Genomic DNA, 12,022 nt, shown 5'->3' on the forward strand with positions numbered 1-12,022 from the left:
ATGACCAAGACCCCGATTGTCTCCATCAAAGGACTGTACAAGATCTTCGGCGCAAACCCGAAATCGGTGATGCCTCAGGTTCTGCAAGGCATGGACAAGGCCGAACTGCTTGAGAAACACCAGCACGTGCTGGGCCTGCGTGACATCAATGTCGACATGCAGGAAGGTGAGATCACCGTGATCATGGGCCTGTCCGGGTCGGGGAAATCGACCCTGATCCGGCACCTGAACCGCCTGATCGAACCCACGGCAGGCAGTATCGATGTGCGCGGCGAAGATGTGCTGAGCTATGGCGAACAGCGCCTGCGCGATCTGCGGCGCAACGTGATGTCGATGGTGTTCCAGAAATTCGCGCTGTTGCCGCATCGCACGGTCGAGGAAAATGCCGCCATGGCCCGCGAAGTGCGCGGCGAAAGCCATGACGAACGTCTGGCAGAGGCCCGAAAGTGGCTGGCCCGCGTCGGTCTGGCCGGGTTCGAAAAGCGCTATCCGCACCAATTGTCGGGCGGTATGCAGCAGCGGGTGGGGATCGCCCGCGCCCTGGCCTCGGACAGCCCGATCATGTTGATGGACGAGGCGTTCTCGGCGCTCGATCCGCTGATCCGGACCGACATGCAGGACCTGTTGCTGGAGCTGCAAAAGGACCTGCACAAGACCATCGTGTTCATCACTCATGATCTGGACGAAGCGCTGAAACTGGCCGATCACCTGGTGATCCTGAAAGACGGCTACGTGGTCCAACAGGGTGAACCGCAGCATATCCTGCTGAACCCGAACGATCCGTATATCGAGGATTTCGTCAGCGACATTAACCGTGCCCGCGTTCTGCGCGTCCGGTCCGTCATGCACCCGATGAATGGCGAGACCGATTTCGCCGGGGTGGTCGATGTGGACGACAACCTTGAGCACCTGATCGGCCTGTCCGGCGGCGACACCTACAAGACCTACAAGGTACAATCCAACGGGCAGGATGTGGGCGTTTTGGACATGAAGGATCTGGTGCGGGCACTGGTGCCTTCCGCCGCATCCGAAAGCGCATCACGCCGCATTTAGGGGCACAATCCCCGAAATCCGTGGCCGCTTCCCGGCCACGGATGGTCACTCAGATGGCATGTTTACCCTGCAGACAGACGTCAGAGCAGCCCGCGCTCCTCCAGAACCTTGCGCGCGACGCGGAAGCATTCCAGTGACTGCGGCACGCCGCAATAGATGCCGATCACGTGAATGATCGCCTGAATCTCTTCCTTGGAGACCCCATTGTTCAGCGCGCCTTTGCAGTGGATTTCCCATTCATGCATCTTCCCAAGCGCGCCGATCATGGACAGGTTCATCATCGAGCGTGTCTTGGCGTCAATCGTGTCATCGCCCCAGCCAAAGCCCCAGCACCAGGCGGTCATCGCCTCTTGAAAGGGACGCGTGAAATCATCGGCTGCGGCCAGGTTTTTTTCGACATACTCGGCCCCCAGCGTCGCCTTGCGCTGTTCCAGCCCTTTTTCGAACAGATCATTGTCCATTACGTGTCTCCTGTTTCAATCTTCGGAAGGCTTTCATAAAAGCGGCCCTCGCGCACGCGTCTGGCGGTTCCGGCCTCTTCGTCGGGGTCTTTGGCGTCCAGAGCATCCAGTCGCAAACCGTCATGGGCGTAGACCGGGGCGCCAGCGTCTGTCATGCCCCTCAACCGGGCTGCCAAAGCGTGTTTCTTGCGGACCTGATGGGGTTGGAAATCGTCGAACATGCGCGGGGTGATGGTCTGGCCAGACTGCAGATCGCCTGCGGCGCAGGCCGCGCGATACAGATCCTCTCCGGCGGTTGTGCGGGTGATCACGCCGTTGAATCCCTCATCCTCACCCACCGGTGCGCCACCGGGCCAGATATCAGCGGCGGCAATATCGGCAGCCTCGCCCAAGGCATCCGGGCAGAGCTTGCAGCGACTTTGGATGCGCCAGCCAGATTCGTCCGCCCACATATCCAGATAGGTCTTTTCAAACACCTGCCCGTCGCCGGTTTCGATCCGCGTGGCACCGGGGTTTCCATACCCACGATAGCGAAACAGGGTCACGTCCCGTTCCGACAGGTCATATTCATCCAGAACCGCCTGCGATTTGCCAAGGTCCGACGCCCCGCCACACACCATCACCAGCAGGGCGACCAGATTTCGGCGCAACCGCTCATCTTCCTCTGCCCGCGCCCGCACGGCCCCGGCATCGCAGGGTTTGGCTATGATGGCAAAGGGCGCGTCCCGGTCCAGCGCAGCGCTCAGACCGGCCAGAGTGTCGCTGGGCCCATATCGCGACCCCGCCCGCGCCACGACCTGCTCTGGCGTTTCGCTGATGCACCAACCGGTGCGCATCGGGTCATCCGGCAAGGCGGCGCAATGCAGGATGAATTTGGCCTGCCCGGATCGCAGCAGGTGAACACCAAGCGCCGTTAAAACTCCGCCAGTTGCCGCGCGATAGCGAATGTCCGGGTCTGCGGCCCAGGCTTCCTGCATGCTGTGATAGCCGCCCCAGATCTGATCCGTATGCGCCGAAGGTTCAGCATTCGGGCGCGCAACCGCGCCGGGACAGGCGCGCAGAATTTCGGCATCCGAGCCGGGCCCGATTTCCGCAGGGCGCAGCCGACCTTCGGCCGTATAGGCCATTTTCCAACGCGCGGGGGCCACAGCCTCGCACAACCCGCACCCGATACACAGACCGGCATTGACCACATCTTTCACGGAGTGCGGGTGTCGCATACCTTATGCCCTCAACCGGATCGCGACGTTCTTGGTTTGCACGTAGTTCCACAGCGCCTCGCGGCCCTTTTCGCGCCCATATCCGGATTTTCCATAGCCACCAAACGGGGTTTCGACGCCGCCTGCAAACCATTCATTCACAAAGACCTGACCGGCGCGGATTTGTCGGGCCGCCTGCGTGGCGCGGTCAATATCGCGGGTAAAGACGCCCCCGACCAGACCATAAGGGGTACCGTTGGCAATCTCGATCGCCTCGGCGTCGGATTTGAATTTCAGGACCGACAGAACCGGGGCAAAGGCCTCTTCATTGGCGATGGTCATATCGGGTGAAACATCGCACAGGATGGTCGGTTCCAGAAACGCGCCGGGCCGGTTCAGCTTGCGCCCGCCGGTTGCGGCCCTGGCCCCGTCCGACACGGCTTGTGATACCATGCCAAAGGCGCGGTCCCGTTGCGCCTGACTGACCATGGCACCCATGTTGGCACCGAATTCGGCGCGCTCGATCCCTGCACCGACCGACAGCCCCTTGGCCATGTCCACCAGTTTTCCGACAAGCGTGTCATGCACATCCTCATGCACGATCACACGGCTCATGGCGGAACATACCTGTCCGGCGTTGAAGAAAATGCCCCAACGGGCATCATTGGTGAAGGCGTCGATATCGGCGTCGCTATGAACGATGGCCGCCGATTTTCCGCCCAGCTCCAACACACATGGTACAACGTTTTGCGCCGCTGCGGTGGCGATAGCGACGCCTGTGGGAACCGATCCGGTGAAGACGATCTGGTTGACATGCGGGTGAGCGGACAGGGCTGCCCCGGCCTCGTGCCCCAAGCCACACAGGATGTTCACCGCGCCTGCGGGCAGACCAACCACCTCGGCGGCGTGGGCGAACCAGGCGTTGGTCAGCGGGGTCAGTTCAGGTGTCTTGATCACGCAGGTGTTGCCCGTGGCCAGCGCGGCGGACAAAGACCGCGCTGTCATCTCGACAGGGTAATTCCACGGGATGATCTGCGCCGAAACCCCGTAAGGTTCGTAGGTGGTGAAGTCGAAGTAATTCGCCCCCAGCGGGATCGAGCGCCCCTCGACCGTTTCGGCCTGATTGCCGTAATATTCGAAATACCGCGCTGCGCCCTCGACCTCGATCCGCGCTTCCCAAAGGGGTTTACCCTGTTCCAGCGTCAGAACGGGCGCGATCTCATCGATATGATCCAGCAGATAGCGACCGATGGCCTGAACCATCCGCCCGCGTTCGACCGGGCGCAGCGCGCCAAGCGCGCCTGACAGATGCACCCGGCGCGCGGCCTGAACGGCGCGGTCCACGTCAGCGGCATCGGCCAAAGCGTGTTCGGCCAGTTTCTCACCCGTGGCGGGATCGACAACATCAATGCGGCCCGCGCCGCCATCGACCCATTGCCCGTCGATATAGTTCTGCCAATAGGGTTTCACGTCATGCATATCTCGCGCCTCCGGGTATTCAGGGAACGCGCTTGGCATTCCTAGAACAACTTGTCTTTCGCTATTCTGAGTTTCAGTCGACCGCGTCGCGCATCCATTGCTGCAACTTGGCAATCGAATGCTCGCTCATCACGCCGCCCTCGGGGTCCAGCACCAGTGGGCCAGGCACGTAGCCTTTTGATTTCAAACCACGATAGACGGATTCGACCAGACGAATATCCTCGGCCACAGTAGTTTCCCGGTCCTGCACGGCAAGCCCGCGGATCACATCGCTTTCATGGCCGCCTTCGGTATACCAGCCACGCCAGACCGTGCAGCTATCGACGGTTTCAGCGCGCCAGTGATAGGTGTTCAGCACATTGCCCGGATAACACTGGAACGAGAACATCGGCCACAGAAACCACGACTGGTAGTCACCCGCATGCGGCACCGTCATGTCGATGGGGTAGGTCATCTTTTCAAGGGCCTGACACTCGGTCGTGTGGCGCAGAACATAGCCGCCATCTGAATCCGGCTGAATGTCATAGGTCTCGGGCTTCACCACGCCTTCCGCGAAGGTCGGGTGGTTGGTCGGGCAGTGATAGCATTCCGAGTAATTCTCGACCGAAACCTTCCAGTTGCAGCTTTCGGGGATTTCCACCCATTCCAACGGCGCAAGGTCATTGATCTGTGGGACAAATTCGGCGATCTCTTCCCGCACGCCGGGATACCATTCGTCCATCGGCGCGGCGTCCCTGTCGAGATTGACGAAGATGAAACCCAGAAAGATCTCGGTCCGAACCTCGGTCAGGCAAATCTTTTCGCGATCAAATCCGGGCACTTTCTTGATGTTCGGCCCGGCGCGCAGGCCGCCGGTCAGCTCATAGGTCCATTGGTGGTAGGGGCACACAACAACGCGCGTGTTCCCGGTGCCAGTCACCATCTCATGGGCGCGATGCTGGCACACGTTATAGAAGGTGCGGATCACCTCATCCCGCCCGCGAATGGCAAACAGGTTCTGCCCGGCGATCTGAAACGCAAAATAGTCGCCGACATTCGGGATATCCGCCGAATGCCCCGCAAATTGCCAGGTCCGCGCCAGAAGGCCGTTCATCTCATTCTCGAAGACGGCGGAATCCGTATAGTAGCTGGCGTCCAGCGAATGGGTGAGCGGCTTATTCATTTGGGTTCCTCATCCTAGAAGCCAGGGTGCTGGGGGTGATCGCAAAAGGTCCGAACAATCCCAGTGTCAGCACAAAACACAACGGCCTTGCGTGCCTTGGGCGACAGCGAATCCGATACCAGCGACAAACCGTTCTCGTCGCGGGCCGATTCACGCATTTGTTCCATTCCGATCCGTTTCTCGATCATTTGTATCATTTATCATTGACCGTGGTACATTTGTTTGAATATCAAATCCACAGAAATCTGCGACTCTCGAACAGGAATTTTGCGATGTCCAAAAAAGAACTGCCGCAGCGTGCAAAGGTCGTCATTGTTGGCGGCGGCGTCATGGGTTGCGGCCTGGCCTATCATCTGGGGCATGAAGGCTGGGGGGACGACACCGTCCTGCTGGAAAAGGCCGAACTGACCAGCGGGTCGACATGGCACGCAGCCGGGCAGATCACCCATTCCACCAGCTCTTACGGGCTGGGGCGGATGGTCGATTACAACATCGGCCTTTATTCCAAGACGCTTGAGGAAGAGACAGGGCAGGCGGTTACCTGGCACGGCTGCGGATCGTTCCGGCTGGCCTATACCGAGGATGAGATGGACTGGTTGCGCCACACCCTGTCCGTCGGCCGTTCGCTGGGCTTCAATATTGAACTGGTCGGGCCGGACTTCATCGCAGAAAAGCACCCGTTCTATAATCTGGAAGGCGTTCTGGGCGCGCTTTACACCCCGGATGATGGCCATGTGGACCCGTCGAACGTGACCATGGCAATGGCCACCGGCGCGCGTCAGAAAGGAGTGAAGATCTTTCGCCATTGCCGCGCCACCAACATCACCCAAGACGACGCGGGCGAATGGGTGGTTGAAACCGAAAAGGGCACAATCATTTGCGAGCATGTGGTCAATGCCGGTGGCACCTACGCGCGCCAGATGGGCGAATGGTCGGGCCTGCAACTGCCGATGACCTCGATGACGCACCATTATTTCGTGACCGAGAATGTGCCCGAGTTTCGGGATCTGGACACCGAGCTGCCCGTGATCCGCGACGACAAGATGGTCTCGGGCTATATCCGGATGGAGCAGAAAAAGGGCCTGATCGGGATTTACGAGAAAGAGAACTCAAACTCGGTCTGGCATGACGAATGCCCATGGGAATACGAGAACTGGCTGTTCGAGGCCGATTATGACCGTGTCATGCCATGGCTGGAGAATTCTCTGGAACGCATGCCGATCTTTGCGGAACTGGGCATCACCCGTGAGGTTCACGGCGCCATCAGCCACCCGCCGGATGGCAACCCGATGGTTGGGCCTGCTCCGGGCGTCAAGAACTATTGGTGTTGTTGCGGCACTCAGATCGGGATCGGCTGGGGCCCCGGCCTGACGCGCGAACTGGCCAAGTGGATGGTGCGGGGTGCCGCCGATATCTCGATGCGCGATTACGACCCCCGCCGCTTTGGCAGCTATGCCAAAAAGGACTGGCAGGTCATCAAAGCGCATGAGGATTACAAACTGCGCCACGAGATTCCCTTCCCGCATTTCAACCGACTGGAAGGTCGCCCGATCAAGCCGTCACCGCTCTATGAGATCCTCAAAGACAAAGGCGCGGTTTATGAAGAGGTTTACGGGTTCGAGCGCCCCCGCTGGTTTGCGCCGGACGGCGTCGAGCAGCGCGACCACTACAGCTTCCGCCGCAATGTGGTGCATGATGTGGTAGGCGCCGAGGTCAAAGCCGTGCGCCAAGGCGTCGGCATCATGGATGTCACCGCCTTTACCAAGGTCGAGGTTTCGGGCCGGGACGCATACGCATTGTTGGACCGTCTGACCGCCAACAAGATGCCGCAGAAAACCGGCTCGATCACGCTGACCCATATGCTGAACCGTCGGGGTCGGGTCGAGTTGGAGACCACGCTGGTGCGCATGGCGGATGACCGGTTCTATCTGGTCTGCGCCGCCTTCTTCGAACAGCGCCTGCTGGACCACCTGAACCACAACCGCGCCGATGAGGATGTAATCATCACGGCGCTGTCCGCCGGATGGTCGGCCCTGTCGCTGAACGGCCCGAAATCGCGGGATGTTCTGGCGCAATGCACCGATGCGGATCTGTCGAATGCAGGGTTCCGCTGGCTGTCGGCACAGGAAATCACCGTTGCAGGCCACAAGGTCTGGGCGTTCCGGATGTCCTACGCGGGTGAGTTGGGTTGGGAGCTGCACATGCCTGACGCGGCCTGCGTTGACGTCTATTCCGCGCTCTGGGCCGCAGGTGCGCCCTCTGGCATCGTCAATTACGGGTCCTTCGCGATGAACGCGATGCGGATGGAAAAAGCCTTCCCCGGTGCGGGCGAATTGACCAATGAGGTCACGCTGCCCGAGGCCAATGTGGGCCGCTTCATGAAGCTGGACAAAGACTATCTGGGCGTCGAGGCCACCCGTGTCAGCGCGCAACAGGCCGAGACGGGCGAAATGCCGTGGATCTGCGCCTATCTGGAGATCGAACCGGACGGGGTCGAAGACGGCCATGGCGGCGAAGCCGTTGTTGTAAATGGCGAAATCGTCGGCGCAACGGCCTCGGTCGCTTATGGCCATACGGTCGGTAAAATCCTGGCCTTTGCCTATATCAAACCGCACGCGCATGTGCCCGGCACCGAGATCGAAGTCATCATAGCGGGCAAGCCGCGCAAAGGGCGTATTCTGGGTGAGCCGGCCTATGACCCAGCCAGCCTGCTGCCGCGCACCGACGCCCCACAGCTTGAACAAGTAGAGGAAGCCTGACGTGAAGATCACGCGCATCGCGCTGTGGGAAGTCCCCCTGACCAGCCATGAGACCTACTACATGGCAGACGGAAAAACCTGCGACACCACCACCTCGGTGGTGGTGCGGATCGACACCGATACCGGGCTGCAAGGATGGGGTGAGGTCTGCCCCATTCCCCACTACCTGCCTGCCTACGCCAAGGGCGTGGTGCCTGCGGTAATGGAACTGGCCCCGGTTCTGATCGGGGCCGACCCGGTTGGCCCTGAAACACTGATGGAAAAACTGAACTCGTATCTTCAGGGCCACGGTTATGCCAAATCCGCCCTTGATACAGCCCTTTGGGATTTGACGGCGCAGGCGGCGGGCTTGCCGCTGCATCGCCTGTTGGGTGGGCGGCAGGTCAAGGACATGCCCCTTTATCACTCGATCACCTGCGTCGCGCCGGACGAAATGGCCCGCATGGCGCGGGATGCCTATGACAAGGGCATGCGCCAGTTTCAGGTCAAGCTGGGCGCCGACAATGACTGGCAGATGGATGTCGAACGTCTGGCCAAGGTGCGCAAGGCCGTTGGGGCAGGGCCCCTGGTCTATGGCGATTGGAACTGCGGCAGCGATGCGCTGTCGGCGATCCGTGTGGGACGCGCCGCTGCGCATCTGGACGTGATGCTGGAACAACCCTGCACCACCTTGCAGGAATGCGCCCATGTCCAGCGCACCACCGGTCTGCCGATGAAGATCGACGAGAACGCCCATGACATCGCCTCGGTGATCGAGGCGCATCAGGCCGGTTGTATGCAGGCCGCAGCGTTGAAACTGTCCAAGATGGGTGGCCTGTCGGCGATGCGGCAAATCCGCGATCTGTGCCTGACCCTGGGCACCCGGATGTGCGTCGAGGATACATGGGGCAGTGACATCACCACGGCGGCGCTGCTGCATCTGGCGGCATCGACACCGGCGCGCGGCATCATGAACACCTGCGACCTGAGCCACTATGTCGGCCCGCGTCTGGCACCGGATGGCCCGGTGCGTGAAAACGGCCGTATCGCCCCGCCCGAAGGGCCGGGGCTTGGCGTCACACCTGATGCGGACGCGCTTGGCCAGCCGGTCACGATCATCGACTAACCTGAGTGGCAGCCCCAGTTCACCGGGCTGCCGCCTTGCCCCTGGCACCGGTCGATCCTACGCTGCGCCAGCGGCACAAGTGCCCTGGCAATTGCAGGCGAACTCACCATGTCCAAGCCCCTCGACAGTTGGATCGGACGAACCGAGACCCACAGGGACGTTCTGCGGCCCGAGCCTGCGCGCTTCATGCAGGCGACTCTGGGGCGGACCCCCAGCCTTCAGGTCGGCGACCCGCTGCCGCCGCTGTGGCACTGGCTTTATTTCCTTGAGGCGCAGCTGATAGATGGCCTGGGGCGCGATGGCCACCCAAAGAAAGGTGGTTTTCTACCCCCCGTGTCGCTGCCCCGACGCATGTGGGCCGGAGGGCGATTTGTCTTTCACAACCCGTTGCCTATGGGGGTGTGGGTCGAAAAACGCTCGACCATCAAAAGCGTCGTGGAAAAGACCGGTCGCAGCGGCCCGCTTTGCTTTGTAACCGTCCTGCACGAGCTGATGCTTGAGGATGGCACCCTCGCCCTGACCGAAGAACATGACATCGTCTATCGCGAAGACCCACATCCCGATGCGCCACAGCCGATCCCGCCCGTGGCACCCACGGATGCGCAAATCTCTGAGCATGTGGCGCCGTCTCAGGTCATGCTGTTTCGCTACTCGGCGCTGACGTTCAATGGCCACCGCATTCACTATGACGTTGATTATGCTAGGTCGGTCGAAGGGTACGACGGGTTGGTTTTCCACGGCCCACTGACCGCCACGCTTCTTGTCGATCTGGCCTGCCGGACAATAGGCAAATCGCCAAAAACCTTCGCGTTTCGTGGGCTGTCGCCGATTGCGGGCATGGTCCCGTTTAATATCGAGGGCAACAGAACCGGCAAAGATATCCAGCTTTGGGCGCGGCGTCAGGACGGTGTCAAAGCGATGGACGCCAAGGCGACATTCTGATCCGTTGCCCAAACCCTGTCAGCGCTGATCCAGATGCTCCAGCAAGGACAGGCACTTATGCGCAACCGGGTTCTGTTGGCCGAACCGAGTCAGGCGCGCGAAGAACTTGGTTTTGTTTGAATGCCAGTCGACCGGCATCTCGACCAAGGCGCCCCGGGTCAGGTACGAATCCACAAAGCTGCGCCAGCCAAGGCCCAAACCTTGCCCTGCGGCAGCGGCTTCCAGCAGGTAGACATAGCTGTCAAACTCTTCGGCAATCGGCCACCCGGCATAGGCGGGATGCACATTCACCCAGTCGGGCCAGTCCATCCATCCGAAATTCTCTTTCTGCAACCTGAGCAGAGGAGGGGGCTTGGCCTTGCCCGCAAGGGCGGCAACAGCCTGTTCAACGATGGCGGGCGTGCCGACTGGCTTGATCTCTTCCTCGCACAAAACCACATGCGGCGCGTCCGGAGTGGCCGAAGCGTATTCAAAGACGATATCGGCCCCGGTATCAATGGCGGCGGTCAATAGGTTGTATTCCGCTGTCAGCAATCGCAGCTCGGACCCGCTTCCCAACGCCCTGCGCAACGCGCCATAGCGCGGCATCAACAGAAGATGCGATACCGAATGGGAACACACAACTGTCACCTCGCTTTGCGGACGCGCCAGGCTGTTCACAGCGGATTGCATTTTATCCAGCGTCTGCGCGACAGAATGATAAAAATCCCTGCCTTTTCTGGTCAGTGAAACGCGCGCGCCTTGCCGCTCGAACAAGGTGGTTCCGAACCGGATTTCCAGATTTCGGATATGTCGGCTGATCGCGGGCTGCGATGTCCTCAGCTCTTCTGCGGCCCGCGCAAAACCCTGTAATCGTGCCACCGCCTCAAACGCAATCATCGCGTTGATCGACGGCAGGTTATATTTGCGCTGACTCATATCAGTTTTGATATTGAATGCTGCACGTCAAAGCAATGGCATTTCGGGCTGCGCGGCAGCAAGGTCCGAAAACCCACCACAGGTTCGGAACGGCACAAGGCTGGCGCATGGAAAGCTATGTAAAACCCCCAAAATGGCAGAACCCCAAGGTCAAGCTGTTCCCGCATCAGGTGGGGTTTACCGCCCCGCCACATGACTTTGACGCAGCACCTTCGGACTTTCTGCGCATGGCCCCGCGCAGCGTGGGCGTGCATGGCCGGATGCTGCAAGTGCCGGATTACGCGCACCGTCTGGATCAGCGGCAAAAGAACTTTGGCCTTTTGGAAGAATTCGTTGAATGCATGGCCAATAACGGTGCGGATGTCTGCGGTCAGGTCGGCTCGAACTGGGTCCATGCCAGCGGTCTGGGTGTCGAGGGCATCCGGCAACATTGCGAGCAACTCAGCGACACATACCAGACCCCCTTTCACATGGCGGGTTATGCCATGGTCGAGGCGTTACGTGAGTTGAATGTTGAAAAGGTCGCGCTGAATGCCTGCTACCACCCCGACAGCTGGTATACCGGCACGGTTGGCTTCCTGCGCGAAGCCGGGTTTGATGTGGTCTGGGCGGGCAATTTCTTCGATCAGGGTTGGTTTGAAAGTCAGGACGCGGTTGACGACTGCATCTGGTGCTTTGACGAAGACCTGTTGTGGAAGTCCTTCGACTACACAGCAGAGCAGGCCCCGAATGTGGACGCCTACCTGATCAACGGGATGAGCAACTATCGCCGCCCATCTGACGGGATCGCACAACGCCCGGTGCATTATGAGGTCGCGCTGGAAAGCCGTTTGGGCAAACCGATCATCGGCCATGACACGGCGCTGTACTGGCGGATTTTCAAGACACTCGGCATTGCCCCGGAAACGCAGCAGGGCCGATTGCTCTCATCACTGAAAGGCTGA

The 12,022-nt window shown here is 60.3% G+C and carries 10 protein-coding genes; 5 read left to right on the top strand and 5 right to left on the bottom strand.

What is annotated here, in order from left to right:
• Nucleotides 1-1,053 carry a betaine/proline/choline family ABC transporter ATP-binding protein gene (locus tag ACR0MO_RS06985; protein ID WP_170622608.1) on the top strand — a complete coding sequence of 351 codons (1,053 nt, stop codon included), beginning with the start codon at nucleotides 1-3 and terminating at the stop codon, nucleotides 1,051-1,053.
• An 80-nt stretch (nucleotides 1,054-1,133) separates the two neighbouring features.
• On the opposite strand, the gene ACR0MO_RS06990 is transcribed toward ACR0MO_RS06985, so the two are convergent.
• The 4 genes from ACR0MO_RS06990 to ACR0MO_RS07005 form a co-directional block, all read right to left on the bottom strand.
• On the bottom strand, nucleotides 1,134-1,514 hold the full coding sequence (locus ACR0MO_RS06990) for a carboxymuconolactone decarboxylase family protein (RefSeq protein WP_170622607.1): 381 nt from the start codon (nucleotides 1,512-1,514) through the stop codon (nucleotides 1,134-1,136).
• Nucleotides 1,514-2,734 (bottom strand): Coenzyme F420 hydrogenase/dehydrogenase, beta subunit C-terminal domain, encoded by a 1,221-nt coding sequence (locus ACR0MO_RS06995; protein WP_480890360.1) that lies wholly within the window; start codon nucleotides 2,732-2,734, stop codon nucleotides 1,514-1,516. Before ACR0MO_RS06995 ends, ACR0MO_RS06990 begins: the two co-directional genes overlap by 1 nt.
• A 3-nt stretch (nucleotides 2,735-2,737) precedes the next feature.
• Nucleotides 2,738-4,192, bottom strand: a complete 1,455-nt coding sequence (locus tag ACR0MO_RS07000) for an aldehyde dehydrogenase family protein (protein ID WP_480890363.1) — start codon at nucleotides 4,190-4,192, stop codon at nucleotides 2,738-2,740.
• 73 nt (nucleotides 4,193-4,265) lie between these two features.
• On the bottom strand, nucleotides 4,266-5,354 hold the full coding sequence (locus tag ACR0MO_RS07005; RefSeq protein ID WP_170622604.1) for an aromatic ring-hydroxylating oxygenase subunit alpha: 1,089 nt from the start codon (nucleotides 5,352-5,354) through the stop codon (nucleotides 4,266-4,268).
• Nucleotides 5,355-5,626: 272 nt separating this feature from the next.
• Between ACR0MO_RS07005 and ACR0MO_RS07010 the strand changes: the two genes are divergently transcribed.
• The 3 genes from ACR0MO_RS07010 to ACR0MO_RS07020 all read left to right on the top strand — a co-directional run bounded on the left by ACR0MO_RS07010 (nucleotide 5,627) and on the right by ACR0MO_RS07020 (nucleotide 10,160).
• Nucleotides 5,627-8,113, top strand: a complete 2,487-nt coding sequence (locus ACR0MO_RS07010; RefSeq protein ID WP_480890366.1) for an FAD-dependent oxidoreductase — start codon at nucleotides 5,627-5,629, stop codon at nucleotides 8,111-8,113.
• A gap of 1 nt (nucleotide 8,114) precedes the next feature.
• Nucleotides 8,115-9,218 carry a mandelate racemase/muconate lactonizing enzyme family protein gene (locus ACR0MO_RS07015; protein ID WP_170630525.1) on the top strand — a complete coding sequence of 368 codons (1,104 nt, stop codon included), beginning with the start codon at nucleotides 8,115-8,117 and terminating at the stop codon, nucleotides 9,216-9,218.
• Nucleotides 9,219-9,326: 108 nt separating this feature from the next.
• Nucleotides 9,327-10,160, top strand: a complete 834-nt coding sequence (locus ACR0MO_RS07020; RefSeq protein WP_480890369.1) for an HTD2 family dehydratase — start codon at nucleotides 9,327-9,329, stop codon at nucleotides 10,158-10,160.
• A gap of 18 nt (nucleotides 10,161-10,178) precedes the next feature.
• On the opposite strand, the gene ACR0MO_RS07025 is transcribed toward ACR0MO_RS07020, so the two are convergent.
• Nucleotides 10,179-11,078 (bottom strand): LysR family transcriptional regulator, encoded by a 900-nt coding sequence (locus ACR0MO_RS07025; protein ID WP_480873311.1) that lies wholly within the window; start codon nucleotides 11,076-11,078, stop codon nucleotides 10,179-10,181.
• Nucleotides 11,079-11,095: 17 nt separating this feature from the next.
• On the opposite strand from ACR0MO_RS07025, the gene ACR0MO_RS07030 reads away from it, so the two are divergent.
• Nucleotides 11,096-12,022 carry a hypothetical protein gene (locus ACR0MO_RS07030; protein ID WP_480890371.1) on the top strand — a complete coding sequence of 309 codons (927 nt, stop codon included), beginning with the start codon at nucleotides 11,096-11,098 and terminating at the stop codon, nucleotides 12,020-12,022.

The sequence above is a fragment of the Ruegeria sp. K5 genome (genome assembly GCF_056531805.1).